Below are 24588 nucleotides of genomic sequence, written 5' to 3' on the forward strand. Positions count from 1 at the left end.
ACCGTAACGCTACGTCACGACTGACGGACCCTTTGTCACCCACACGAGTGCACCTGGGCCGCCGGGGGGATGCATCAGAGCGTCGCGGGCATACGTGCGCCGATGCGGGTCCTGGTCACCACCAACTGCCCCTCCTGCGGGTAGGCGTGCCAGGTGCGCCACCGCACCTGGCCCTCGTGACGGTGCGCCAGCATCGCCGTGAAGGCGTGCGGCGAGCCGGGGAAGGTGCCCGCGAGGCCGTTGGGATGGTCGGCGACGAGGGCGAGCAGCTCCTGGGCGCGCCCCGCGAACGCGCCGTGCGGGAGCGTCTCGACGCGTGCGGCGAATTCGTACTCCCATTCGCCGACGCGCTTGGAGACGCCGAGCGGGAGCGGGGTGGTGCTGCCGGGCATGCAGGCCACCGTCTCCGAGCAGCTGCCGCCGTCCTCTTCGAGGAGGACCTGATGGGAGGCGCCGAGCAGCCTCAACTGCAGCTTGGCGCCGGTGAGTTCGAGGTCGAGCACCGCGAGGGCGGGGAGCGGCTCGCGCCCCAGCGCCCAGGCCAGATCGGCCGCTCGGGTGTCGGTGTAGGTGGTCTTCAGGGTGGTGAGCATGGGTCGGCTCCGCAAACACGGTTTGACGGGTGGGCCGGGGGCGCCCCGGAGAGGGTCCAACGGGAGTGGGGGATCGCCGGCTCGGTTCCACACACGGTCCGAGGGCTGTCTCTGTCAGGAGCGAGAGAACCACGGACGCCGGGCGACTCGCAGCGTTTTTACCCAACTTGCTGTGTTTTCCAACCCCTTCGGGGAACCCACAGTTCAATTGTTCAATCAGAATCGATCGAGATGTCGGCACGCATTGCCAACGTCACGTGCCTCCGGAGCCGTCACGCGCTCAGCTGCCGCCGCAGCCACCACCGCAGCCACCGCCGCCGCAGCTCGACCCGCAGGAGGAGGCGCCCCCGCCGCAGCCGCCCCCGCCGTCGGCCCAGCCACCGCGCTTGCGGCTCCCGCGCCGCCTGCGGCGCCGGCGGTCCCGGGCGGTGGAGGCGAGGCCGATGACGACCACGGCCCCCAGGATGACGATGAAGAGTTCCATCTGTACTACCCCCGTTCTTCTGTGCGAGGGGGATGCCCCCTACGGGCCCCCGTCAAAGCCGACTTGAGCGAATCGAGAGCTTCAGCTGCACGACGACGAGCTGGAGCACGAGGACGACGAGCAGGACGAGCCGGAACACGAGGAGGAGGAGCAGGAGAACGACGAGGACGAGGAGCAGGAGGAGCTGGAGGAGGACGACGAGGACGAGGGGGAGGAGGTGGAGCCCGACCCGGCCCACCAGCTGTCACCGCCGCCGCTCGGGCGCCTCGTACCGCTCATCCCGCGCGCGACGAGCCACACCGCGAAGCCGATCACGGCCGCGATCCCGAGGAGGAAGAATGCGATGTCCATGCCAGGGCGATCCCCTCGCCGCGACCCTGTCAAAGCACACTTGAGCAAGTCCAGAGCTTCCCCCCAGGATGGCCCTCATGACACGACCGCTGCTCAATCGCCGCCTCGCCGAGTTCGGGACGACGATCTTCGCCGAGATGTCCGCGCTCGCCGCCAGGACCGGGTCGATCAACCTCGGTCAGGGCTTCCCCGACACCGACGGCCCGGAGGAGATCCGGGAGGCCGCCGTCCGCGCGCTGCGGGACGGCCGCGGCAACCAGTACCCGCCCGGCCCCGGCGTCCCCGAGCTGCGCACGGCCGTCGCCGACCACCAGCGGGAGCGGTACGGCCTCGCGTACGACCCCGACGCGGAGGTGCTGGTCACCGCGGGCGCGACCGAGGCGATCGCGGCGGCCCTGCTCGCACTCGTCGAGCCGGGCGACGAGGTGATCGCCCTGGAGCCGTACTACGACTCGTACGCGGCCTGTGTCGCGATGGCCGGCGGCACCCGCGTCCCGGTCACCCTCCGCCCCCACGAGGGGAGCTACGTCCTCGACCTGGACGAGCTGCGGGCCGCCGTCACCGACCGGACCCGGCTGATCCTGCTCAACACCCCGCACAACCCCACCGGCACCGTCCTCACCCGTGCCGAGCTGACCGCGATCGCCGAGCTGGCGGTCGAGCGGGACCTGCTCGTGGTCACCGACGAGGTGTACGAGCACCTGGTCTTCGACGGCACCGAGCACGTGCCGATCGCGACCCTCCCCGGCATGCGCGAGCGCACGGTCACCATCGGTTCGAGCGGCAAGACGTTCTCGTTCACGGGCTGGAAGGTCGGCTGGATCACCGCGAGCCCCGAACTGACCTCCGCCGTCCGCTCGGCCAAGCAGTTCCTCACGTACGTCTCCGCCGGCCCCTTCCAGTACGCGATCGCCGAGGCGCTCCGCCTTCCGGACGCGTACTTCGACTCCCTGCGCGCCGACCTCCAGGCCAAGCGGGACCTGCTGAGCGAGGGCCTCGCGCAGGCCGGCTTCGAGGTCTACCGTCCCGCCGGCACCTACTTCGTCACCACCGACATCCGCCCGCTCGGCGCCACCGACGGCTTCGACTTCTGCCGCTCCCTGCCCGAGCGGGCCGGTGTGGTCGCCATCCCCAACGCCGTCTTCTACGACCACCGCGAGGCCGGCGCCCCCTTCGTCCGCTTCGCCTTCTGCAAGAAGGCCGAGGTCCTGGAGGAGGCGGTCTCCCGCCTCAAGCGCCTCGCCTGAGGCGGTCCGGACGCACGGGAGCCCGGCCCCCGCGGAAGGGGGCCGGGCTCCCGTGCGCCGGTCGGCGGGGAGGGTTACGCCTCCTCGTCGCCCGGGGCCTTGTCCTCGGGGGTCTCCAGGCCGAACTGCTCGACGATCCACTTGTCGAACTCGATGGAGGCGCGGACCCAGCTGACCGTGGAGGACACGAAGTGCTCCAGGGCGACGCCGGTGCCGATCAGCATCTGGGCCTCGCCGATGAGGCGGAGGGTGGCGGAGCCGTCCTCCTCCTCGTGCAGGTGGGTGTACACCTTGGGCCACAGGGTGCGGCGGTTCCAGTCGTCGATCGCGTCGAGGATCTTCGCGCGGTCGTCGGCCGAGTGCGGGCGGTCGTAGAACGTCCGCACCGAGAAGACCTGCTGCTCCTCCTCGCCGCGGAACATGAAGTACGTGCGGAATTCCTCCCACGGCGCCGCGAGGTCACCCTCGTCGTCGACGACGTACTTCAGCTCCATCTGCTCGAGGAGCTGCTTGACGAGGTCCTGGTCGGGGACGACGGGGCCCGCCGGTCCTGCGGCCTGAGGCTGGGGCTGGCCCCCGAAATTCGGAATCGAGGACGGGTCGATGCTCACCGTGTATTTCCCTTCGTACGGATGCTCGCCATCCTCTCCCATGCCGGGCGGTACGTGGCAAGCCCCGTTGGTCCGGAAGCGGCGAGATCCGCTGCCAGCTGACAGGATCTCGTTCCCCTGGGGGAACGGAAGAAAAAATTCCCGGGTCCGCCGAGGACGCCCTGTGCACCGGGATGCACCGGCAGGACTCGTCCGTCACCGTCGACTTCCGCACGCCCCGCGCCGGGGTGGCCGAGTGGCCGGAAGCCACCTGTCCGGCCGCGGAGGCGACCACCCCCTGCGACGAGGACCTGTGCCGTGGGGCCGACGCCGGCCAGGTGCTCCACGTCCGCTTCAAGGTGGTGTACGAGGGCGGCGGCACCGCCCTCGTACACCTGATGTCCTCCGGCGCGCAGGCCCGCCGGGGCCCGCCCGGACGGGCCTCAGCGCGCCGGGCCGACGATCAGGCCGTCCTCGAACCGGTCCACCCGGACCGTGTCGCCGTCGACGACCTCGCCGGCGAGGATCTCTCTGGCGAGCCGGTCGCCGATCGCCGTCTGGATGAGGCGGCGCAGCGGCCGGGCGCCGTACGCGGGGTCGTTTCCCTCCTCGGCGAGCCACTCCAGGGCCGTCGGGGTGACGTCCAGGGTGAGCCTGCGCTCGGCGAGCCGCTTCGCGAGCCGGTCGATCTGGAGCTGCGCGATCCGCCCCAGCTCGGCCCGGTCGAGGGCCGAGAAGACGACCAGGTCGTCGAGCCGGTTGAGGAACTCGGGCTTGAAGCTCGCCCGGACGACCTCGAGGACCTGCTGCTTCTTGACGTCCTCCGCGGTCAGCGGGTCGACCAGGAACTGACTGCCCAGGTTCGACGTGAGGATCAGGATGGTGTTGCGGAAGTCCACCGTCCGGCCCTGGCCGTCGGTCAGGCGTCCGTCGTCCAGGACCTGGAGCAGGACGTCGAAGACCTCCGGATGCGCCTTCTCCACCTCGTCGAGCAGGACCACGCTGTACGGACGGCGGCGGACCGCCTCCGTGAGCTGGCCGCCCTCCTCGTACCCGACGTAGCCGGGAGGCGCGCCGACCAGCCGGGCGACGGAGTGCTTCTCGCCGTACTCCGACATGTCGATGCGGACCATCGCCCGCTCGTCGTCGAAGAGGAAGTCCGCGAGTGCCTTCGCCAGCTCGGTCTTGCCGACGCCGGTCGGGCCGAGGAAGAGGAAGGAGCCGGTGGGCCGGTCGGGGTCGGCGATGCCGGCCCGGGTGCGGCGCACGGCGTCGGAGACGGCCCGGACGGCCTCGGACTGGCCGATCAGCCGCTTGCCGAGCTCGTCCTCCATGCGCAGCAGCTTCTGCGTCTCGCCCTCCAGGAGGCGGCCGGCGGGGATTCCGGTCCAGGCGCCGACGACGTCCGCGATGTCGTCCGGGCCCACCTCCTCCTTCACCATCGTGTCCTTGCTGGCCTCCTGCTGGGCCTCGGCCTCGCTGGCGGCCTCCAGCTCCCGTTCGAGGGCCGGGATCTCGCCGTACAGCAGCTTGGACGCGGTGTCGAAGTCGCCGTCGCGCTGGGCGCGCTCGGCGCGGCCGCGGGCCTCGTCGAGGCGCTCCTTGAGCTCGCCGACCCGGTTGAGGGACTGCTTCTCCTTCTCCCAGCGGGCGGTGAGGCCGCGGAGCTCCTCCTCGCGGTCGGCGAGGTCGCGCCGCAGCTTCTCCAGGCGCTGCTTGCTCGCCGCGTCCGTCTCGTTCTTCAGGGCCAGCTCCTCCATGCGGAGCCGGTCCACGGAGCGCTGGAGCTCGTCGATCTCGACGGGCGAGGAGTCGATCTCCATGCGGAGCCGGGAGGCGGCCTCGTCGACGAGGTCGATGGCCTTGTCGGGGAGGAAGCGGGAGGTGATGTACCGGTCGGACAGGGTCGCGGCGGCCACCAGGGCGGAGTCGTTGATCTGCACCTTGTGGTGGGCCTCGTAGCGGCCCTTCAGACCGCGCAGGATGGCGACGGTGTCCTCGACGGTCGGCTCGGCGACCAGGACCTGCTGGAAGCGGCGCTCCAGGGCGGGGTCCTTCTCGATCCGCTCGCGGTACTCGTCGAGGGTGGTCGCGCCGACCATGCGGAGCTCGCCGCGGGCCAGCATCGGCTTCAGCATGTTGCCGGCGTCCATGGCGGAGTCGCCGCCGGCGCCCGCGCCGACGACCGTGTGCAGCTCGTCGATGAAGGTGATGATCTGGCCGTCGCTCTCCTTGATCTCGGAGAGGACGGTCTTGAGGCGCTCCTCGAACTCGCCGCGGTACTTGGCGCCCGCGACCATCGCGCCGAGGTCCAGCGAGACCAGCCGCTTGTTCTTCAGCGACTCGGGCACGTCGCCCTTCACGATCCGCTGGGCGAGGCCCTCGACGACGGCGGTCTTGCCGACGCCGGGCTCGCCGATGAGGACCGGGTTGTTCTTGGTGCGGCGGGACAGCACCTGGACGACGCGCCGGATCTCGTGGTCCCGGCCGATGACCGGGTCGAGCTTGCCCTCGCGCGCGGCGGCCGTGAAGTCCGTGCCGAACTTCTCCAGCGCCTTGTACTGGCCCTCCGGGTCCGGTGTGGTCACCCGGCGTCCTCCCCTGCTCTTCTCGAACGCGTCGAGCAGCTTCGATGCGCTCGCGCCCTGCCGGTCGAGGATCTCACCGGTCTGCCCGCCCTTGGCCGCGATGCCGATGAGCAGGTGCTCGGTGGAGAGGTAGTCGTCCCCGAGTTCCTTGGCGCGCTTGTCGGCGTCGGCGATGACGGCGAGGAAGTCGCGGTTGGGCTGCGGGGGCGCGACCGTGGACCCCGTGATGCTCGGCAGGGCGGCCAGCAGGCGCTCCGTGCCGGACCGCACCACGGCCTGGTCGGCCTCGACGGCGGCGAGCAGGTCGGTGATGTTCTCGTTGTCCTGACCGGTCAGCAGCGCGAGCAGCAGGTGCGCGGGGGTCAGGTCGGCGTGCCCCTCGGACACGGCGCGGCTGCTCGCCGCGTTGATCGCGTCCCGGCTCCGGTTGGTCAGTTCGGCGTCCACGTGCGGTGCTCCTCCTGGGTTCTCGTGGGTCCTCTCCTCTATGACTTCTCCAGGGTACACAAAGTTGAGTCGAACCCGCTCAAGGTGTGGGAGGGAGCCCCGCCCCGGGTAGTTTCCGGGCATGGCAACGGACCCGAGGAACCCCTCCGACTCGTACGCGGGCTTCTGGCGCGAGTACCACATGAGCACCCTGACCACGCCCCGCCCGGACGGCACCCCGCACGTCGTGGCGGTCGGCGTCACGTACGACCCCGAGGGCGGGTTCGCGCGCGTGATCACCAACAAGAACAGCCGGAAGGTCGCCAACGTCCTGGCGGCGGGCGCGGACGGCGCGCGGGTCGCGGTCTGCCAGGTCGACAAGGGGCGCTGGGCCACCCTGGAGGGCGTCGCCCACATCCGCACGGAGGCCGAGGTGGTCGCGGACGCCGTCGCCCGCTACGCCGAGCGGTACGGCCGCACGCCGGCCCCGAACCCGGACCGCGTCGTCATCGAGATCGCCCTCACCCGGGCGATGGGCCGCGCCTGAGAGGCGCGCGAACCCGTCCCGGGCGCCGGACCCCCGCCTGAGAGGTACGCGGGCCCGTCCCGGGCGCCAAGCCCCCGCCCGAGAGGTACGCGGGCTCGTCCGGGGGCGCCGCGCGCGCCGGAGAACGCGCGCGGGCAGCACAGCGGCGCCATCGCGTTTCAGGTCCGCGATGGCGCCGCTGTGTGGGGGAAGTGCCGGAGCGATCTACAACGACGGGGGAATCGCTCAGGCACTGCGGGGGGTGGCGGTGATGGTCTCTGGCTCGATCAGCTGGTGGTCACGCTGGTCGAGATTGACGAAGATCATGCCGTACCGGATGGCACAGCGGATCGGCTGCGGTGCGCCCCGGGGGCGCCGGAGACAGCGGTAGGCACGGACGTCCTCGTCCTGCTCACGCGCGACGACGATCGGCTCCCCGAAGAGGGTGACCTTCAGCGAGTCGCCACGGTGGGGGATGGCCGTGGCGAGATCGACGAAGTGCCATCCGGAGCGATAGGCCGAGGCCATCTCACGCCGGAACCTGGGGTCGTCGGGCGGGACGCTCACGCGCCCGCACCCTTGGGAAGGATCTCCCAAGACGGCTCGCCGGGCGACGCGAGCACATCGTGCGCCGGAGTGCTCTCCCACGAAGGCTCGCCCGGCTCCGCCACTACGGAGTGCGCCGGGGTGGTCTCCCATGAGGGCTCGCCGTCGAGTGCGAGCACACCGAGAACAGCCGCCGCAACGGCTATGGCGCTAAGTGCACGAACCATCCTGGTCATGGCCGATCTCCACCTCTTTTGATCACTACCTCCCCCCCGCGAGTTAGACGATGACTCACTCATGACCCGTCCACCAGCCAACCCGGGCATCATGTTCCTGTAATTCATGACCCTGAGGGGGGTGCAAATGAGTCTGGAATGTGACGGAACGGGCCATAACCACAGTCACGGTGAACTATGCGACGTGGGCAAGGAGCTGTACGCGAACGCCCTCCGCACGGGTCGAATCGCCCGCTCCGAGGCCGCGGCCGCCCCGTGCCTGAAGGAGCTCTCCCTCCTTCACCCCGACCCCGACGACAGCCAGTGGCTGCACCCGGTGTCGCCCTCGATCGCCCTCAACCAGCTCGTCCACCCCATCGAACAGGAGATACAGGCGCGTCGGCAGCACGCCATCGCGCTCGCCGACGCGTTCGAGCCATTCCTCGCGATCCACACCCCCAACCCCTCCGCCGCACAGGCGATCACCGTCCTCGAAGGCCTCAGCGTCATCAACGCGACGCTGGACCGCGTCATCAACGAGTGCACCGAGGAACTCCTCACGATCCAGCCCGGCAGCGGACGGCGCCCCGAGACCCTCGAAGCGGCCCTGCGGCGGATGGAACCCCTGCTCAACCGCGGCGTCCGGATGCGCACGCTCTACCAGCACACCGCCCGGCACCACCCCGCCACCCTCGCCTACGTCGAGCGCGTCGCCCCCTACGGCCTCGAACTGCGCACCCTCGAGGAGATCATCGACCGGCTGATCATCGTCGACCGCAAGGTCGCCTTCGTCCCCGCGCGCAGCGACCGCCAGGTCGCCCTCGAACTCCGCCACGAAGGCCTCGTCCAGTACCTCGTCGGCGTCTTCGACCAGTTCTGGCTCCACGGCGTGCCCTGGGAGGAGGAGATCCCCTACAGCCCGTCCGTGGACGGCATAGGGGGCGTCCAGCGGTCCATCGCCAAGCTCCTCGTCGAAGGCCACGTCGACGAGGCCATCGCCCGCCGCCTCGGGATGAACGTGCGCACCTGCCGCGCCCACATCGCCAAACTCGCCGCCGCGCTCGGCAGCGGGAGCCGGGCCCAGCTCGGCTATCTGATCGCGCAGTCCGGCATCCTCGAACGGGACAACTGACCACCGTGTACGCACAGATCGACCTGGACGGCCCCGCGGGCACGCTCCGGGTGTCCGGCCACGGACTGCCCGCCGTGGAGCTCGTACGGGCCCCGGGAACGCTCCCCGACGCCCACACGCCGATCGGCACCCGCCGGGCGGAGCTCCTCGCCCTCACCGTGGACGGGGAGCCGGCCGCCATCCGGCCGGCCCGCGGGCGGCTGCTGCGCCGGTCGTACCGGGTCGACGTCCACACCGGCGGCGTCCGCTACCGGCTCGTCCCGAGCAGCCACGACCACAGCCGCTTCACCCGGGACGGCCGCCGCGTCGGCGAGCTGCTGTGCTCGGGGAACGGGCGGGTCATCGACACCTGGGAGCCCGGCGCGACGCCCCGCGACATCGCCGTCGGCACCACCCTGGCCGCCGCGTTCGGGACCGGCGCCTCCCCGTGGTACGAGACGGTCGGCGAGATCGTCTCCGAACTGATCCCCTGACCCCGGGAAGCGCGAAAGCCCCGTCCACAGCTGTGGACAGGGCTTCGACGGGTACCTCGCGGACCTACTCGCCGCGCTTGGGACGCCACACCACCAGGGCGCTCGCCTGCTGCACGTCCTGGTAGGGCACCAGGTCGCGCCGGTACGAGGCGTGGACCTGGGCCTCGCGCTGGCGCATCGCCGCCGCCGCGCCGTCGACCGCCGCGGACAGCTCGGCGATCCGGCTCTGCAGCGCCGCGACCTGGTTCTCCAGCTCGATGATGCGCTTGATTCCGGCCAGGTTGATGCCCTCGTCCTGCGACAGCTGCTGCACCTGGCGGAGCAGCTCGATGTCACGGGCCGAGTAGCGCCGCCCCCGCCCGGCCGTACGGTCCGGGGAGACCAGACCCAGCCGGTCGTACTGCCGCAGGGTCTGCGGGTGCAGCCCGGAGAGCTGGGCCGCCACCGAGATGACGTACACCGGCGACTCGTCGGTCAGTTCGAACGGATTGCGTCGGCGTCCGTCCATGGTCACGCTCCCTTCGCGGCCTGGAACAGCTCCGCCCGGGGGTCCTCGGAGGCGGTCGCCTCGCGGTAGGTCTCCAGGGCCTCGCGTGCCTTGTCGTCCAGTTCCTTGGGCACCGCGACCTCGACCGTCACGAGGAGGTCGCCGCGGGTGCCGTCCTTGCGGACCGCGCCCTTGCCCCGGGCGCGCATGGTCAGACCGTTCGCCGAGCCCGCGGGCAGCTTGAGCGTGACCGCGGGACCGCCGAGGGTCGGCACCTTGATCTCGCCGCCGAGCGCCGCCTCCGCGAAGGAGACCGGCACCGTGACGGTGAGGTTGTCGTCCTTGCGGCCGAAGACCGGGTGGGCGTCGACGTGCACGACGACGTACAGGTCGCCGTTCTGCCCGCCGCGCTCGCCCGGCGCTCCCTTGCCGCGCAGCCTGATCTTCTGCCCGTCGGAGACTCCCGCCGGGATGCGGACCTGCATGGTGCGGGACGACTTGGCGCGCCCGCTGCCCTTGCAGACCTCGCAGGGGTTCTCGGCGATGAGGCCGCGGCCCTTGCAGTCGACGCAGGGGTCGGTGAGCGAGAAGCCGCCGCCGCTGCCGCGCGAGACCTGACCGGTGCCGACGCAGGTCGGGCACACCCGGGGCGTGCCGTTCTTGTCGCCGGTGCCCGAACAGGCCGTGCACGGCTGCTGGCTGGACATCCGCAGCGGTACGGTCGCGCCCTCGATGGCCTCGGTGAAGCTGAGCGTCACCTCGGACTCGATGTCCTGGCCGCGCCGCGGCTGGGTGCGCGTGCCCCCGCCGGCACCGCGGTTGAACAGGCCTCCGAAGACGTCCCCGATGCCGCCACCGCCGCCGAAGCCGCCGCCCGCCCCGCCCTGGGCGCCTCCGAAGAGGTCGCCCAGGTCGAAGTTGAACGAGCCGCCGCCGGGGCCGCCGGCCCGGAAGCCGCCGTTCCCGAACAGCGCGCGGGCGTCGTCGTACTCCTTGCGCTTCTTGGGGTCACCGAGGATGTCGTTGGCCTCGGAGATCTCCTTGAAGCGCTCCTCGGCCTTGGTGTCGCCCTTGTTGGCGTCCGGATGGTTCTCGCGGGCGAGCTTCCGGTACGCCTTCTTGATCTCGGCCTCGGTGGCGTCCTTGGGGACGCCGAGAACCTTGTAGTAGTCCTTCTCGACGAAGTCCTTCGTGCTCATCGACGTCCCTCCTCCCGCGTGCGGGTACGGCTGTTACTCGCTGTCCTTCTCGGACGTGTCGGGGTCTTCCGACTCCTCCGCCTTCGCCTGCGCGCCCGGCTGGGGCTCGGCGACGGCCACACGGGCGGGCCGGATGGTCCGCTCGCCGATCCGGTACCCCGGCTGCAGGATCGCCACGCAGGTCGTCTCGGTGACGTCCGGCGCGTACGAGTGCATCAGGGCCTCGTGGATCGTCGGGTCGAAGGGCTCGCCCTCCTTGCCGAACTGCTGCAGGCCCATCTTGGCGACGACGGTCTCCAGCGATTCGGCCACCGACTTGAACCCGCCCACGAGCTCGCCGTGTTCCCGGGCCCGGCCGACGTCGTCGAGCACGGGGAGGAGCTCGGACAGGAGGCTCGCGACGGCGATCTCCTTGACCGTGACCCGGTCCCGCTCCACGCGGCGGCGGTAGTTCTGGTACTCGGCCTGGAGCCGCTGGAGGTCCGCGGTGCGCTCGTCGAGCGCGGAACGGACCTGGTCCAGCTGGGCGGTGAGGCCCGCGGTACCGGCCGACTTCTCGTTGCTCGCGTCCCCGGCCGGGGCCGTCGAGTCCTCCGTGGCGGAGTTCTCGACGGCCTCGGCGGCGTCGTCAGGGGTGGCGCCGGAGGGGACGTCGGACTTCTCCTCGAAGCCCGGGGTCTCCTCGGTCACGCCTGGCCGCCCTTCGGCTGCTCGTCGTCGATGATCTCGGCGTCGACCACGTCGTCGTCCTTCGACGTGTTCGGAGCCTCGCCGCCCGCGGCCTGCGCGCCCTGGGCGTCGGCGTACAGCGCCTGGCCCAGCTTCTGGGAGACGGCCGCGACCTTCTCGGTGGCGGTGCGGATCTCGGCGGTGTCCTCGCCCTTGAGCTTCTCCTTCAGCTCGACGAGCGCGGCCTCGACCTCGGCCTTGACGTCACCGGGGACCTTGTCCTCGTTGTCCTTGAGGAACTTCTCCGTCTGGTAGACGAGCTGCTCGCCCTGGTTGCGGGACTCGGCGGCCTCGCGGCGACGGTGGTCCTCGTCCGCGTACTGCTCGGCCTCCTGGCGCATCCGGTCGACCTCGTCCTTCGGCAGCGAGGAGCCGCCGGTGACGGTCATCTTCTGCTCCTTGCCCGTGCCCAGGTCCTTCGCGGTCACGTGCATGATGCCGTTGGCGTCGATGTCGAAGGCGACCTCGATCTGCGGGACGCCACGCGGGGCCGGCGGCAGACCGGTCAGCTCGAACATGCCGAGCTTCTTGTTGTACGCCGCGATCTCGCGCTCGCCCTGGTAGACCTGGATCTGCACGGACGGCTGGTTGTCCTCGGCCGTCGTGAAGATCTCGGACCGCTTGGTCGGGATCGTGGTGTTGCGCTCGATGAGCTTGGTCATGATGCCGCCCTTGGTCTCGATGCCGAGGGACAGCGGGGTCACGTCGAGGAGCAGGACGTCCTTGACCTCACCCTTGAGGACACCGGCCTGGAGGGCGGCGCCGATGGCGACGACCTCGTCCGGGTTGACGCCCTTGTTGGCGTCCTGACCGCCGGTCAGCTCCTTGACGAGCTCGGCGACGGCCGGCATACGGGTCGAGCCACCGACGAGGACGACGTGGTCGATCTCGGAGAGCTGGATGCCCGCGTCCTTGATGACGTTGTGGAACGGCACCTTGCAGCGGTCGAGCAGGTCCGAGGTCAGCTGCTGGAACTGGGCGCGCGTGAGCTTCTCGTCCAGGTGCAGCGGGCCCTCGGCGGACGCCGTGATGTAGGGCAGGTTGATCGAGGTCTCGGTCGAGGACGACAGCTCGATCTTCGCCTTCTCCGCGGCCTCGCGGAGACGCTGGAGAGCCATCTTGTCCTTGGCCAGGTCCACGCCGTGACCGTTCTGGAACTGCGTCACCAGGTAGTCGACGACGCGCTGGTCCCAGTCGTCACCACCGAGGTGGTTGTCACCGTTGGTGGCCTTCACCTCGACGACGCCGTCGCCGATCTCCAGGAGGGACACGTCGAAGGTGCCGCCACCGAGGTCGAAGACGAGGATCGTCTGGTCGTCCTTGTCCAGGCCGTACGCCAGGGCGGCCGCGGTCGGCTCGTTGACGATGCGCAGGACGTTGAGGCCCGCGATCTCACCGGCCTCCTTGGTGGCCTGACGCTCGGAGTCGTTGAAGTACGCCGGGACGGTGATGACCGCGTCGACGACCTTCTCGCCCAGGTAGGCCTCGGCGTCGCGCTTCAGCTTCTGCAGGATGAAGGCGCTCATCTGCTGCGGGTTGAAGTTCTTGCCGTCGATCTCGATCTTCCAGTCGGTGCCCATGTGGCGCTTGACCGACCGGATGGTCCTGTCGACGTTGGTGACGGCCTGGCGCTTGGCCACCTCGCCGACGAGCACCTCGCCGTTCTTCGCGAAGGCGACGACGGACGGCGTGGTCCTGGCGCCCTCGGCGTTGGTGATGACGGTGGGCTCGCCGCCTTCCAGAACGCTGACGACGGAGTTAGTCGTGCCCAGGTCGATGCCGACCGCACGTGCCATTTCGATTCCTCCAGCTGACCGACTTGAGTGGAACTGACTCAAGGATGCACGACGACACCGATCGCGTCAACAGACCTGAGTGGAGGCGACTCAACTCTTCGCCTGCGGGCCCGCTCAAAGAACGCTCGTGAGCGCGTCGGTGCCGGACCGGACGGGGTGCGGCGTGAGAGAGTCCGGATGCCCGCGGCCGGGCAAAGCAGGCATATCCCACGAATATCCCATGATTCCTTTCGGATCTCGTCGGAGCACGGAGGCAGGGCGCATGACGGCGAAGCGCACGCTCGACCTGACGGGCGGAGTCACCCTCCTCGCCCTCCTCTCCCCCCTGGTCCTCGCCGTCGCCCTCTCGGTCGCGCTCGGCTCGGCCACCCCGGGCCGCGGCGTGCTGCGCCGGCGGACGGTGGCCGGACTGGACGGCCGGGCCTTCACGATGCTGACCTTCCGCACGAGGAGCCCGCTGGCCGCGCTGCCCCTGCTGCTGCACGTCGTCACCGGCCGGATGTCACTGGTGGGACCGTGTCCGCTGACCCCCACCCACCGCGAGTGCGCGGGCGACGGCCGGCGCCGGCTCTCCGTGCGCCCGGGACTCACCGGCCCGTGGCAGATCAGCGGCCGCTCGGAGCTGCCGTGGGAGGAGCGCGAGCTGCTCGATCTCCACTACGTGGACCATCATTGGCTGGGGATGGACCTCGCCATCCTGGCGCGTACGCTTCCAGCAGTCCGTAGACGTCGCGCGGCAAGGTTTGCCTGAGCGACACATATCACCGCGAGCGCCGCTACAGCGCGGCGCCGTGACCGGGTAATCTCAGCAGGAACTCAATAAGTTACCGCTTAGTAGGCCCGCCCGAGGAGCCCGTCATGCAACTCGCCGCGATCATCGTGTCGATCGCCATCACGGTGGTGGCCGTCGCGCTGTTCGGCCGCGCCACCGTGCAGATCTACCGCTTCGTGCGGCTCGGTCAGCCCGTGCCCGCCGGTACACGCACCGGTGACCCCAAGCAGCGCACCATCACCCTGGTCAAGGAGTTCCTCGGCCACACCAGGATGAACCGCTGGGGCATCGTCGGCTTCGCGCACTGGTTCGTGGCGGTGGGCTTCTTCTCGCTGCTCCTCACCATCGTGAACGCCTTCGGCCAGCTCTTCCAGGCCGACTGGCTGATCCCGATCATCGGCGACTGGCTGCCGTACGAGGTCTTCACCGAGTTCCTCGGCCTGATGACGGTCCTCGGCATCGTGACCCTCATCGTGATCCGCCAGCTCAGCAAGCCGACCAAGGCGGGCCGCAAGTCGCGCTTCGCCGGCTCCAAGACCGGCCAGGCCTACTTCGTCGAGGCCGTCATCCTGATCGTCGGCGTCTGCATCATGACGCTGCGCGCCCTCGAAGGCGTCCAGCACCACGTGACGAGCTGGGAGCCGGGCTTCTTCGCCTCGTACCCGCTGATCGCGCTGCTCGACGGCCTGGACCCGAGCACGATCCAGTACCTCACCTACTTCTTCGCCTGCCTCAAGATCGTCACGTCCTTCACCTGGATGATCACGGTCTCGCTCAACACCAACATGGGTGTCGCCTGGCACCGCTTCCTCGGCTTCCCGAACATCTGGTTCAAGCGCAACGCCGACGGCTCCACCGCCCTGGGCGCGCTCCAGCCGATGACGACGGCCGGCAAGGAGATCGACTGGGAGGACCCGGCCGAGGACGCCGTCTTCGGTGTCTCCCAGGTCGAGCAGTTCTCCTGGAAGGGCATCCTCGACTTCTCCACCTGCACCGAGTGCGGCCGCTGCCAGTCGCAGTGCCCCGCCTGGAACACCGGCAAGCCGCTCTCCCCCAAGCTCCTCATCATGTCGCTGCGCGACCACGCGCACGCCAAGGCGCCGTACCTGCTCGCCGGCGGCGGCAAGGACATGGAGGGCAACGAGAAGGCCTCCGAGGAGCAGCTGAAGGACGTCCCGGCCTCCGCGATCGCCGAGGCCGAGCGCCCCCTCATCGGCACCGCCGAGGAGAACGGCGTCATCGACCCCGACGTCCTGTGGTCCTGCACCACCTGCGGCGCCTGCGTCGAGCAGTGCCCGGTCGACATCGAGCACATCGACCACATCGTCGACATGCGCCGCTACCAGGTGATGATCGAGTCCGCGTTCCCGTCCGAGGCGGGCACGATGCTCAAGAACCTGGAGAAGAAGGGCAACCCCTGGGGCCTGGCCAAGAAGCAGCGCGTCGAGTGGACCAAGGAGGTCGACTTCGAGGTCCCGATCATCGGCAAGGACGCGGAGGACCTCTCCGAGTTCGACTACCTGTACTGGGTCGGCTGCGCCGGCGCCCTGGAGGACCGGGCCAAGAAGACCACCAAGGCCTTCGCGGAGCTCCTGCACATGGCGGGCGTCAAGTTCGCGATCATGGGCGGCGACGAGAAGTGCACCGGTGACTCCCCCCGCCGCCTGGGCAACGAGCCGCTGTTCCAGCAGCTCGCCCAGGAGAACGTCGCCATGCTGAACATGGCGTTCGGCGAGGACGACGAGGACGAGTCGACGAAGAAGCCGAAGTCGGCCAAGAAGATCGTCTCGACCTGCCCGCACTGCTTCAACACCATCGCCAACGAGTACCCGCAGCTCGGCGGCGAGTACGAGGTCATCCACCACACCCAGCTGCTCCAGCACCTCATCGACGAGGGCAAGCTGATCCCGGTCACCCCGGTCGACGGCCTCATCACCTACCACGACCCCTGCTACCTGGGCCGGCACAACAAGGTCTACACGCCGCCGCGCGAGATCATGTCCGCCGTCCCCGGCCTGCGCCAGCAGGAGATGCACCGCCACAAGGAGCGCGGCTTCTGCTGCGGCGCCGGCGGCGCGCGGATGTGGATGGAGGAGCGGATCGGCAAGCGCATCAACAACGAGCGCGTCGACGAGGCCCTCTCCCTCAACCCGGACATCGTCTCCACCGCCTGCCCGTTCTGCCTCGTCATGCTGACCGACTCGGTCAACGGCAAGAAGAACGAGGGCAAGGCCAAGGAGTCCGTCACCGTCGTGGACGTGGCCCAGCTGCTCCTCGAATCGGTGAAGACCCCGGTCGACCCGGAGCCGGAGCCGGCCGAGGAGCCCGAGCCGGCCGTCTGATCCCGGACACGCAGGAGGGCCGCCCCGCGCGAGAAGCGCGGGGCGGCCCTTTTCGCGTGCCTCGGCCGTGCCGTCGGGTCGTTGACGCCTCCGAAGCCACGAGACCCGTATGGAGGCGATACGCCGGTTCCGTGACGGCCCTCCGGCGCCTCCCCCACGACCGCGTCACGGCCGTCGCGTCCCCTAGGGGATGTCACAGGTCAGCCGCAAAGGAGCGAGCCCACAGCCGGAGCGGGTACGTTCGGTGACGTGGCTGGATTCAGGAACGGACGCGGCCGGGACAACCGCCCCCCGCAGCACCAACAACCGCAGCAGGCGCCGTACGGGTACAACGGGGCTCCTCCGTCGTACCCGCAGCAGCAGTGGCAGCAGCCACCGCAGGGGCAGCCGTACGGACAGCAGGGACAGCGGCAACAACAGCCGTACGGCGAGCCGGAGTACTTCGGCGATCCGCAGCAGCACCACCGGCAGCAGTACTCGACGGCCGACAACCCGGGTCACACGCAGATGTTCAGCGTCGACGACCCGTACGGCCAGGCCGCCGGCCCCCAGGCGCCCCCCGCCCCCGTGGGCCCCCGCCTGCCCTGGAAGGCGCTCCTGGGCGGCATCGTGCTGAAACCGGCGGACACCTTCCTCCGGATGCGGGACCACGCCGTCTGGGGCCCGGCGCTGATCGTCACCTTCCTCTACGGCCTGCTCGCGATCTTCGGCTTCGACAAGGCCCGCGACGAGGCGATCAACGCGACCCTCTCGACGGCGATCCCGTACGTCCTGATGACCGCCACCGGCTTCGTCCTCGGCGGACTCATCCTCGGCGCGGTCACCCACACCCTCGCCCGCCAGCTGGGCGGCGACGGCACCTGGCAGCCGACCGTCGGCCTCTCCATGCTGATCATGTCGATCACGGACGCGCCCCGCCTCCTCTTCGCCGTCTTCCTCGGCGGCGAGAACGGCCTCGTCCAGGTCCTCGGCTGGCTGACCTGGCTGGCCGCCGGAGCCCTCTTCACCCTCATGGTGAGCCGCTCCCACGACCTCCCCTGGCCCAAGGCCCTCGGCGCGTCGGCGATCCAGCTGGTCGCCCTCCTGAGCCTCATCAAGCTGGGCATGCTGTGACGTCCTGACGCCGCACGAACCGACCCGGGCAAGGCCCCCCACCGCACGGCGGCGGGGGGCCTCACCGCTGTCCCCGCGCCCCCCGCCCGATGCGCCACCAGGCCTCGCGGTCGGCCGGCCCGTCGGCCCAGAACTCCAGCAGGTCGCCGGGCGCGAGTCCGAGCGCCCGCTCGATCTCGCCGGCGGTGAGACCGCGCAGCGAGTCCGACAGCGACCCGGTCAGCTCGAACCAGTAGCCGCGGAGCGTCGACTCGCTCACGAAGAGGTCCCGCGCGATCCGGGCGTAGCTCAGTCCGCGGGCACGCCCGTGCAGGATCTGGCGCTGACGCTCGCTCAACAGGGTGATGCGGCCGCGCCGGACGAGCGCCTCGAGGATGCCGACGACCGACTGCGGCACGACGGTGCCGCCCGCGGCGACCTCCAGGAAGAGCGCCTCGGTCCGGTCGCGGGGCAGCGCCTTGGAGACGACGCCGCTCGCACCCGCCGCCAGGCACGCCGCGAGCACGAACCGGCGTTCCTCCTGGCTGTAGACGCAGACGCGGTAGCCGTGTCCCGTGAGGGTCCGGACGGCGGCGACGCCCTGCCGGACGTCGGCCCGCCGCTCGGGGCCGGCGAGGTGCAGGTCGAGCAGCACGAGGTCCGTCGCGGGGGCGAGGCGTACCAGCTCCTCCACCGTCGCGACCGCGGCGACGACCTCCACGCCGGGCACGAGCAGGCCGATCGAATCCCGGATCAGCCACGCGTCGTCGACGACCGCCACGGCCGGCCTCACGGCACGTCCGCGAAGGCGGCCCGTACGGTCGGCCGCTCCTGCCGCGCGTCCCCGGCGCCGACGACCCGGCCCCCTCCGGGGCCCCCGGCCGGTCGCGCCGGATCCGCGCCCCGGCCGGGGCGCGACCGGACCGTCACCGTCGTCCCCTCGCCCACCGTCGACGCGATCCCGACCCCCAGGCCCCGCCGGCGGAGCTCGCCGACGACCACCTCGCGCAGTCCGACGCCCGCGGTCACCGACGCCGGGTCGAAGCCGACGCCGTCGTCGTGCACGGTCAGCGTCCAGCCCCCGGGTTCCTCCCCCTCCCCGGCGGGGTCCGCGTCGAGGTGCACCACCACCTCGTGCGCGCGGGCGTGCGCCCGTACGTTCAGGAGGAGGCTCTCCAGCGCGCGCTCCAGCGCCTCGGCCTGCGCGACGGGCACCCGCAGGGCGGTGCCGAGGTCGAGGGAGGCGACGACGCCGAGGTCGGCGAAACGGTCGCGGACCCGCGTGATCACCGGCGCGAGCCGCACCGCGTGCGCGTCGCCCCCGCCCCCGCCCCCGGCGCCGCCGTCGCCGCCCTCGCCGCCGTCCGGGCCCTGGCCTCGCAGATAGGACCGCATCCGGCGCAGCTCCACCTCGGCCTGGCCTACGAGCCGGGCCCGCGTGGCGTCGTCCCCCTGCTCGGTCAGCAGGCGCATGACGGCGACGCCGTTGTGCATCATCACCCGGGCCCGCCGTTCCTCCTCGCGCCGGGCGAGCTCGGCGGCGCGCGCCCGCGAGGCGTCGGCGTCGTGCGCGATGCGCCGGGTGTAGCCGAAGAACATGCGGGCGACCAGCGCGTACACCACGTAGGTCAGGACGTTTCCCGCGGCGGTGGGCGCCATGTCGCTTCCCACGTCACCGCCCAGGTAGACCAGGTAGCCCGCGCAGACCGCGAACAGCCCGGCCGCCCAGAGTCCCAGCCCGCGCACGCCCGCCGCGGTGATGATGACGGACAGCGCGTATCCCGGCTGGAACGCGGTCCACGTGCCGAAGCGGTCCCACGGCGCGAGCACCAGGGGCCCGAGGACGAGCAGCGCGCCCGCCAGCGCGAAGTCGAGCACGGACGCGGCCGTGCCCGGCGGCCTCCCGCGCACGAGCGTCACCGCGCTCACCGCGACCGCCGCCAGGGCGGCGGCGGCCCAGCACGCGAGGTAGCCGGCCTCGAACGGCGAGCGCCCCGCCCCGAGCCTCAGGGCGGGGACCATCTGCGCGACCGTGCCGAGCCGGACCCCCGCGGTGAAGTACGAGAAGGCCCGCTCGACACCCGCCCTGGTCGTCGGCAGCTCCGCGACCCGCCACAGCCCGTCACGGCTCCTCATCGTCCTCCTCGGCTCCGGGCGGCGCGGGCCGCCGGAAGGTACGCGGATGTGCCGGGCCTCGACGGCCCCGTGACACGCAACGATGAAGATATGAGCAAGACCGGTCAGGAGAGGCCGGATTGCGAGAAGTACAGGTAGGACGGATCAGGGCGGTGACCGGACCCCCCGGACGGCCGAGCCCGTCAGACGAGCTTCGCGAGCGCGGCCCAGGTGTAGGTGCCCGGGACCCCGTCGACCGGACCCGTGTAGCCCCCGAGCTGCGCCATCCGCTGGAGGGCCGCGTACGTGCCGGTGCCGGGCGCGCCGTCGATCGGGCCGGTGTAGCCGTAGCCGGTGAGCACCTTCTGCACGCCCTTCCACGACATGCCGCCCAGGACGCCGTCGGCCGGACCCGTGTAGCCCCCGAGCTTGGCGAGGCGCTGGAGTGCGGCGTAGGTGTTCGTGCCCGGCGCGCCGTCGATGGGGCCGGCGTACCCGAAGCGGCGCAGGACGGTCTGCACGCCCTTCCACGAGTTGGTGCCCATCACCCCGTCGACCGGCCCGCCGTAGCCGCCCTTCTGCGCCATCCGCTGGAGGGCCGCGTACGTGCCGGTGCCGGGCGCGCCGTCGAGCGGGCCGGTGTACCCGTAGCCCCTCATCACCTGCTGGACGCCGAGCCAGGTGTTCGTGCCGGGTACCCCGTCCAGCGCTCCGGTGTAGCCGCCGGCGCCCGCGATCTTCTGCAGCGTCAGCCCCTCGCCCTGCACGGGCGGCGGCGCGGAGCCGAAGGAGAGCGGGTTCACCCGGACGCCGCTGGGGTCGATCACGTGCCAGTGCAGGTGCGGCCCGGTCGAGTTCCCCGAGCCGTCGGCGCCCGCCGCCCCGCCGGAGAGCCCCACGACGGTCCCGGCGCCCACCGAGGCGCCGTTCGCCAGCAGGAACTTCGACAGGTGCATGTACTGGCTGCGGTATCCGCCGCCGTGGTGGATGGTCACGGTGTGCCCGCCGGTCCCGTTGTACGGGATGTTCTCGATCGTCCCGGCCGCGCAGGCGGGCAGCGACGTGCCCACGGCCATGCCGAAGTCGACGCCGTTGTGGTTCGGCGGGTCCCACGGGCCGGTGACGGCGTACGCGGCGAACGGGTTGTAGATCGCGGGGACGGCGTACGCGCCGGTCGGCAGGACCAGCCCGCCGACCGCCAGCGCGCCTCCCCCGACCACCGCCCCGCGCAGCAGGGTGCGGCGGCTGACGCCCGCCGGGACGTGGTGGCCGTCCCGGCCGCCGCCACAACGGTGCCGTGCCTCGTTCTCGGTCAACGCTTCTCCTTGTCCGGGGGGAAGATCGCGAGCCCGCTCATCCCACCCGTCCGCCCCCGCCCCGACAACCCAACGAATCCGCGGAACCGCACCCCGCGCGCGTACCCGCGAAACGACGGGGACCGGGAAGACGACGGGGCCCAGGAAGACGACGGGGCCCGGAAGCGACGGGGACCCGGAAACGGGGGGACCCGGAAACGACGGGGACCCGGTCACCTGAGAAGGCTCAGGTGACCGGGTCCCACGGTCCTGGAGGAGAGGAGGCCGGTGCCTCAGGCGTCGAGGACCTGGCCCTCGCGCCTCACGACGGGCGGCTCGACCGACCAGGGGAAGTTGATCCACTCGTCGGTCTTCTTCCACACGTACTCGCACTTCACGAGGGAGTGCGACTTCTCGTAGATGACGGCCGAACGGACCTCGGCGACGTGGTCGACGCAGAAGTCGTGGACGAGCTTGAGCGTCTTGCCGGTGTCGGCGACGTCGTCGGTGATCAGGACCTTCTTGTCGGAGAAGTCGATCGCGTCCGGCACGGGCGCCAGCATGACCGGCATCTCCAGGGTGGTCCCGACGCCGGTGTAGAACTCCACGTTCACGAGGTGGATGTTCTTGCAGTCGAGGGCGTAGGCCAGACCCCCGGCGACGAAGACGCCGCCGCGCGCGATGGAGAGCACGATGTCGGGCTCGTAACCGTCGTCGGCGATGGTCTGGGCCAGCTCGCGGACGGCCGTCCCGAAGCCCTCGTACGTCAGGTTCTCGCGTACCTCACTCATGCCTGCGACCGCCTCACACCTGGGTCCGATGGAAGTTCATGAACGAGCGGGACGCCGTCGGCCCCCGCTGTCCCTGGTACCGCGAGCCGTACCGCTCGCTCCCGTACGGGAACTCGGCGGGCGAGCTCAGCCGGAACATGCAGAGCTGGCCGATCTTCATCCCCGGCCAGAGCTTGATCGGCAGGGTGGCGAGGTTCGACAGCTCCAGGGTCACGTGTCCCGAGAATCCGGGGTCGATGAACCCGGCGGTCGAGTGCGTCACGAGACCCAGCCGCCCCAGAGAGCTCTTCCCCTCCAGCCGCGACGCGATGTCGTCCGGCAGAGTGATGACCTCGTAGGTCGAGGCGAGCACGAACTCGCCCGGATGCAGGATGAACGCCTCGTCGCCCTCCGGCTCGACCTCGCGCGTCAGGTCGTGCTGCTCGACGGCGGGGTCGATGTGCGGGTAGCGGTGGTTCTCGAACACCCGGAAGAAGCGGTCAAGCCTCACGTCGATGCTCGAGGGCTGCACCATGGATTCGTCGTACGGGTCGATGCGCACCCGTCCGGCATCGATCTCGGCCCGGATGTCCTTGTCTGAGAGAAGCACGCCCCCACGATACGCAGAGGGCGCGGACCTGCCCCAATCGGCAGCCGTCCGCGCCCCGGCACCCTCGGCTCAGCGCCGCGCGATCTCCACCGGCACCGCATGCCGCAACCGCGCACACCGCGGACACCGGATCAGCCGCCCGGGCCCGATCCGCCCTGCCCCGAGCTGCTGAAGCGGGAACGACGCGGTACTGAACACATGCCCCTCGGCACAGCGGACGACGGTGCGCTCCATGGAACCCATCAAGTCCCTTCCCCTACACATGTGGTGGACGATCAGCCACATTAGGGGATGAAGAGGGCGCCCTCCACGCGGCACTCCGGACACCCGGAGGCGCGAGCTTCGCCGCAAGTGGCGCATGGGGTACAGTGTGCAACGATGCGGCACGGTTCATCCGGCCGCTGCGCGGATGTAGTTTAATGGTAGAACATGAGCTTCCCAAGCTTATAGCGCGGGTTCGATTCCCGTCATCCGCTCTCGAACGAAGCCCCAGGTCAGCGACCTGGGGCTTCTTTGTCACCCAGCTCTCTCGGGCCGTTCGTGTCAGCCGATTCGGATGACGGCCTTGCCTCGGGTGGCCCCTGCGGCGAGGCGCTGGATGGCGGTGGGGACCTCGGCGAGTTCGTACTCGGCGGAGATGTCGATGTGGATCCGTCGGTCGGTCAGCAGTCGCAGGGCCTCGGCCGCGCCGGCCGCGAGGCGTTCGGGGTGGGTTCGGCTGAGCAGGTTGCTGTTGTAGGCGAGGACGGATGCGCCGGTCATGAGCAGGTCGTTGGCGTTGATCTGCACCGGTTCGAACGTGGCCATGTTGCCGTAGACGGCGAGGCGGCCGTGCGGGGCCAGCCGGTCGAGGTTGGCCAGGCGGGCCGGACCGCCGACGGGGTCGAGGATGACGTCGAACCGCTCGTCGGCGAGCGCATCGGGGAAGTCGGCGCGGGAGATCAGGTGGTCGTAGCCGAGGCCGGCCGCGTAATCGGCCTGCTCGGCGTCACCGCCGACGCCGACGATGCGTGCGGCGCCGGCGGCTTTGGCGAACTGCGCCGCGAGTGAACCGACGCCTCCCAGCGCCGCGTGGATGAGCACACGGTCTCCGGGGCGGACGCGGGTGACCGTGCTGACCAGGTCGTACGCGGTCGGCGTGGCCCAGCCGAAGGCCGCCGCAGTGCGGGGGTCGAGGTCCTCGGCGGGAAAGGCGAGTACGGCCGGGGCAGTGACGAACTCGGCGAAGGCACCGGAGGCGGTGAGCGCGGTAACGGGCCGGCCGATGCGCGCGGTATCGACGCCCTCGCCGACGGCGACGATGTTCCCGGCGGCCTCGAAGCCGGGGATGAAGGGGCGCGGCGTGGGGAAGTGGCCGTTGCCGACGAGCACGTCACCCCACTGCAGGCCCGCGTGCCGGACGCGGATGGCCACCTCGCCGGGGCCCGGGGTCGGTGCTTCGGCAGTGGCGAGGGTGAATCGATCGTCGGACCCGAGCACGATGGCCTTCATCAATACGCTCCCTGTGGTGAATCAGTACCCTGACACCGAAGACGCTATGAGTGACAGGTACCTGAGTCAAGTCAGGGAGCTGAGTTTGGAGTGGGCGACGTGGCGGAGATCCCTGCGGAGGAGTACCTGTGCACGCGCATCCGGCGCACAGAGCAGGCGTTGATGGCACACCATGAGGCGGTGCTGCGCGGCTACGGCCTCACCATGACCCAGTACACGGTGCTGCTGACCCTGTCCCGGGAACCCGACGGCCTGTCCGGGGCCCAGCTGGCACGCGCCTGCGGCGTCACCCAGCAGACCATGGCCCCGGTCCTCACCGGGCTGCAGAACAAGGACCTGATCAAACGGGAGACCTCCCCCGTACACGCGAAGGTCCTCATCGCCTCTCTCACCGAACTCGGCGGGAACCTGCTCGACCGCGCCTACCAGGAGGTGATCGTGCTCGAGCGCGCCCTCTCACAAGCCTTCACGCCCGCCGAGCACACCGCGCTGTGCGATCTCCTGGAGCGCGCCCGCGAAGTACTCACCGAACAGACCCACCGAGCCGCCGAGTGGAAGGAGACACGATGACGCCGTCCGGAGGCCGTGCCACAACGTGCCAGTAGGGGCGGTGAACAGCGGTCGACAACGGGGTGGAGGAGCAGCCGGAAGGGGGCCCAAGGTCGGTCGTTCTCGCAGCTCAGAGGCCATAAGCAAGCCCAAGTGCCGGGTGATTCCCA

24 protein-coding genes and 1 tRNA gene are annotated in these 24588 nt (G+C 70.6%); 9 read left to right on the forward strand and 16 right to left on the reverse strand.

Annotated features, from left to right (window positions below; translation table 11 throughout):
- Positions 1–74: 74 nt before the first annotated feature.
- The 3 genes from AC067A_RS21625 to AC067A_RS21635 all read right to left on the reverse strand — a co-directional run bounded on the left by AC067A_RS21625 (position 75) and on the right by AC067A_RS21635 (position 1315).
- Positions 75–593, reverse strand: a complete 519-nt coding sequence (locus AC067A_RS21625) for a DUF2617 family protein (protein ID WP_479244109.1) — start codon at positions 591–593, stop codon at positions 75–77.
- Between the two features lie 280 nt (positions 594–873).
- Positions 874–1077 carry a hypothetical protein gene (locus tag AC067A_RS21630; RefSeq protein ID WP_479244110.1) on the reverse strand — a complete coding sequence of 68 codons (204 nt, stop codon included), beginning with the start codon at positions 1075–1077 and terminating at the stop codon, positions 874–876.
- Positions 1078–1129: 52 nt separating this feature from the next.
- Complete coding sequence (locus AC067A_RS21635) at positions 1130–1315, reverse strand: hypothetical protein (RefSeq protein WP_479244111.1); 186 nt, start codon at positions 1313–1315, stop codon at positions 1130–1132.
- Positions 1316–1505: 190 nt separating this feature from the next.
- Between AC067A_RS21635 and AC067A_RS21640 the strand changes: the two genes are divergently transcribed.
- Positions 1506–2675, forward strand: coding sequence for a pyridoxal phosphate-dependent aminotransferase (locus tag AC067A_RS21640; RefSeq protein WP_479244112.1), 1170 nt, complete (start codon positions 1506–1508; stop codon positions 2673–2675).
- A 74-nt stretch (positions 2676–2749) separates the two neighbouring features.
- On the opposite strand, the gene AC067A_RS21645 is transcribed toward AC067A_RS21640, so the two are convergent.
- Together AC067A_RS21645 and clpB are read right to left on the reverse strand one after the other, a co-directional pair.
- Positions 2750–3286: a type III secretion system chaperone family protein gene (locus AC067A_RS21645; protein WP_479244113.1), complete on the reverse strand. Its 537-nt coding sequence runs from the start codon at positions 3284–3286 to the stop codon at positions 2750–2752.
- Between the two features lie 422 nt (positions 3287–3708).
- On the reverse strand, positions 3709–6300 hold the full coding sequence (gene clpB, locus AC067A_RS21650; RefSeq protein WP_479244114.1) for an ATP-dependent chaperone ClpB: 2592 nt from the start codon (positions 6298–6300) through the stop codon (positions 3709–3711).
- Positions 6301–6421: 121 nt separating this feature from the next.
- Between clpB and AC067A_RS21655 the strand changes: the two genes are divergently transcribed.
- Entirely contained in the window at positions 6422–6826 is a 405-nt protein-coding gene (locus tag AC067A_RS21655) for a pyridoxamine 5'-phosphate oxidase family protein (protein WP_479244115.1), read from the forward strand.
- Positions 6827–7051: 225 nt separating this feature from the next.
- Here AC067A_RS21655 and AC067A_RS21660 read toward each other — a convergent pair whose 3' ends face one another.
- Positions 7052–7372: a Rieske (2Fe-2S) protein gene (locus AC067A_RS21660; protein ID WP_026058376.1), complete on the reverse strand. Its 321-nt coding sequence runs from the start codon at positions 7370–7372 to the stop codon at positions 7052–7054.
- Between the two features lie 321 nt (positions 7373–7693).
- Here AC067A_RS21660 and AC067A_RS21665 point away from each other — a divergent pair, with 321 nt between their 5' ends.
- Together AC067A_RS21665 and AC067A_RS21670 are read left to right on the forward strand one after the other, a co-directional pair.
- A complete protein-coding gene (locus tag AC067A_RS21665) occupies positions 7694–8698 on the forward strand; it encodes a helix-turn-helix transcriptional regulator (protein ID WP_479244116.1) in 1005 nt (334 codons plus the stop codon).
- Positions 8699–8703: 5 nt separating this feature from the next.
- On the forward strand, positions 8704–9171 hold the full coding sequence (locus AC067A_RS21670; protein ID WP_479244117.1) for a hypothetical protein: 468 nt from the start codon (positions 8704–8706) through the stop codon (positions 9169–9171).
- 64 nt (positions 9172–9235) lie between these two features.
- Here AC067A_RS21670 and AC067A_RS21675 read toward each other — a convergent pair whose 3' ends face one another.
- From AC067A_RS21675 to dnaK, 4 genes are read right to left on the reverse strand one after another with little or no spacing between them, the layout of a single operon-like run.
- Positions 9236–9679: a heat shock protein transcriptional repressor HspR gene (locus tag AC067A_RS21675; protein ID WP_383438555.1), complete on the reverse strand. Its 444-nt coding sequence runs from the start codon at positions 9677–9679 to the stop codon at positions 9236–9238.
- A 2-nt stretch (positions 9680–9681) separates the two neighbouring features.
- On the reverse strand, positions 9682–10857 hold the full coding sequence (gene dnaJ, locus AC067A_RS21680; protein ID WP_479244118.1) for a molecular chaperone DnaJ: 1176 nt from the start codon (positions 10855–10857) through the stop codon (positions 9682–9684).
- Positions 10858–10890: 33 nt separating this feature from the next.
- On the reverse strand, positions 10891–11547 hold the full coding sequence (grpE, locus tag AC067A_RS21685; RefSeq protein ID WP_479244119.1) for a nucleotide exchange factor GrpE: 657 nt from the start codon (positions 11545–11547) through the stop codon (positions 10891–10893).
- The gene (gene dnaK / locus AC067A_RS21690) at positions 11544–13382 is read right to left on the reverse strand and encodes a molecular chaperone DnaK (protein WP_479244120.1); all 1839 of its coding nucleotides are present in this window, start codon (positions 13380–13382) and stop codon (positions 11544–11546) included. Before dnaK ends, grpE begins: the two co-directional genes overlap by 4 nt.
- A gap of 262 nt (positions 13383–13644) precedes the next feature.
- Between dnaK and AC067A_RS21695 the strand changes: the two genes are divergently transcribed.
- The 3 genes from AC067A_RS21695 to AC067A_RS21705 all read left to right on the forward strand — a co-directional run bounded on the left by AC067A_RS21695 (position 13645) and on the right by AC067A_RS21705 (position 17609).
- Complete coding sequence (locus AC067A_RS21695; RefSeq protein ID WP_479244121.1) at positions 13645–14133, forward strand: sugar transferase; 489 nt, start codon at positions 13645–13647, stop codon at positions 14131–14133.
- A gap of 107 nt (positions 14134–14240) precedes the next feature.
- Entirely contained in the window at positions 14241–16496 is a 2256-nt protein-coding gene (locus AC067A_RS21700; RefSeq protein ID WP_479244122.1) for a (Fe-S)-binding protein, read from the forward strand.
- Positions 16497–16745: 249 nt separating this feature from the next.
- On the forward strand, positions 16746–17609 hold the full coding sequence (locus AC067A_RS21705; RefSeq protein WP_479244123.1) for a Yip1 family protein: 864 nt from the start codon (positions 16746–16748) through the stop codon (positions 17607–17609).
- Between the two features lie 61 nt (positions 17610–17670).
- On the opposite strand, the gene AC067A_RS21710 is transcribed toward AC067A_RS21705, so the two are convergent.
- The 5 genes from AC067A_RS21710 to dcd form a co-directional block, all read right to left on the reverse strand.
- Entirely contained in the window at positions 17671–18381 is a 711-nt protein-coding gene (locus AC067A_RS21710) for a LuxR C-terminal-related transcriptional regulator (RefSeq protein WP_479244124.1), read from the reverse strand.
- Entirely contained in the window at positions 18378–19724 is a 1347-nt protein-coding gene (locus tag AC067A_RS21715) for an ATP-binding protein (protein ID WP_479244125.1), read from the reverse strand. Before AC067A_RS21715 ends, AC067A_RS21710 begins: the two co-directional genes overlap by 4 nt.
- Before the next feature lie 182 nt (positions 19725–19906).
- Positions 19907–21019 (reverse strand): peptidoglycan DD-metalloendopeptidase family protein, encoded by a 1113-nt coding sequence (locus AC067A_RS21720; protein WP_479244126.1) that lies wholly within the window; start codon positions 21017–21019, stop codon positions 19907–19909.
- 272 nt (positions 21020–21291) lie between these two features.
- Positions 21292–21789 carry a phosphoribosyltransferase gene (locus AC067A_RS21725; protein ID WP_317596877.1) on the reverse strand — a complete coding sequence of 166 codons (498 nt, stop codon included), beginning with the start codon at positions 21787–21789 and terminating at the stop codon, positions 21292–21294.
- Positions 21790–21802: 13 nt separating this feature from the next.
- Complete coding sequence (gene dcd / locus AC067A_RS21730) at positions 21803–22378, reverse strand: dCTP deaminase (RefSeq protein WP_479244127.1); 576 nt, start codon at positions 22376–22378, stop codon at positions 21803–21805.
- A 405-nt stretch (positions 22379–22783) separates the two neighbouring features.
- Between dcd and AC067A_RS21735 the strand changes: the two genes are divergently transcribed.
- Positions 22784–22854, forward strand: a tRNA-Gly gene (locus tag AC067A_RS21735).
- Between the two features lie 67 nt (positions 22855–22921).
- Here the strand turns inward: AC067A_RS21735 and AC067A_RS21740 are convergent.
- Positions 22922–23869 carry a quinone oxidoreductase family protein gene (locus tag AC067A_RS21740; RefSeq protein ID WP_479244128.1) on the reverse strand — a complete coding sequence of 316 codons (948 nt, stop codon included), beginning with the start codon at positions 23867–23869 and terminating at the stop codon, positions 22922–22924.
- A 162-nt stretch (positions 23870–24031) separates the two neighbouring features.
- On the opposite strand from AC067A_RS21740, the gene AC067A_RS21745 reads away from it, so the two are divergent.
- Entirely contained in the window at positions 24032–24439 is a 408-nt protein-coding gene (locus AC067A_RS21745; protein WP_479244129.1) for a MarR family winged helix-turn-helix transcriptional regulator, read from the forward strand.
- Positions 24440–24588 lie beyond the last annotated feature (149 nt).

It is taken from the genome of Streptomyces sp. NPDC043176 (assembly GCF_056436715.1).

What these genes read in the sequence shown, in the direction of transcription:
- AC067A_RS21725 (WP_317596877.1), bottom strand. Translation starts at nt 21,789, where the DNA reads ATGAGTGAGGTACGCGAGAACCTGACGTACGAGGGCTTCGGGACGGCC.
- AC067A_RS21630 (WP_479244110.1), bottom strand. Translation starts at nt 1,077, where the DNA reads ATGGAACTCTTCATCGTCATCCTGGGGGCCGTGGTCGTCATCGGCCTC.
- AC067A_RS21655 (WP_479244115.1), top strand. Translation starts at nt 6,422, where the DNA reads ATGGCAACGGACCCGAGGAACCCCTCCGACTCGTACGCGGGCTTCTGG.
- AC067A_RS21665 (WP_479244116.1), top strand. Translation starts at nt 7,694, where the DNA reads ATGACCCTGAGGGGGGTGCAAATGAGTCTGGAATGTGACGGAACGGGC.
- AC067A_RS21695 (WP_479244121.1), top strand. Translation starts at nt 13,645, where the DNA reads ATGACGGCGAAGCGCACGCTCGACCTGACGGGCGGAGTCACCCTCCTC.
- dnaJ (WP_479244118.1), bottom strand. Translation starts at nt 10,857, where the DNA reads ATGAGCACGAAGGACTTCGTCGAGAAGGACTACTACAAGGTTCTCGGC.
- dnaK (WP_479244120.1), bottom strand. Translation starts at nt 13,382, where the DNA reads ATGGCACGTGCGGTCGGCATCGACCTGGGCACGACTAACTCCGTCGTC.
- AC067A_RS21640 (WP_479244112.1), top strand. Translation starts at nt 1,506, where the DNA reads ATGACACGACCGCTGCTCAATCGCCGCCTCGCCGAGTTCGGGACGACG.
- AC067A_RS21700 (WP_479244122.1), top strand. Translation starts at nt 14,241, where the DNA reads ATGCAACTCGCCGCGATCATCGTGTCGATCGCCATCACGGTGGTGGCC.
- AC067A_RS21675 (WP_383438555.1), bottom strand. Translation starts at nt 9,679, where the DNA reads ATGGACGGACGCCGACGCAATCCGTTCGAACTGACCGACGAGTCGCCG.
- AC067A_RS21625 (WP_479244109.1), bottom strand. Translation starts at nt 593, where the DNA reads ATGCTCACCACCCTGAAGACCACCTACACCGACACCCGAGCGGCCGAT.
- AC067A_RS21715 (WP_479244125.1), bottom strand. Translation starts at nt 19,724, where the DNA reads ATGAGGAGCCGTGACGGGCTGTGGCGGGTCGCGGAGCTGCCGACGACC.
- AC067A_RS21740 (WP_479244128.1), bottom strand. Translation starts at nt 23,869, where the DNA reads ATGAAGGCCATCGTGCTCGGGTCCGACGATCGATTCACCCTCGCCACT.
- AC067A_RS21745 (WP_479244129.1), top strand. Translation starts at nt 24,032, where the DNA reads ATGGCACACCATGAGGCGGTGCTGCGCGGCTACGGCCTCACCATGACC.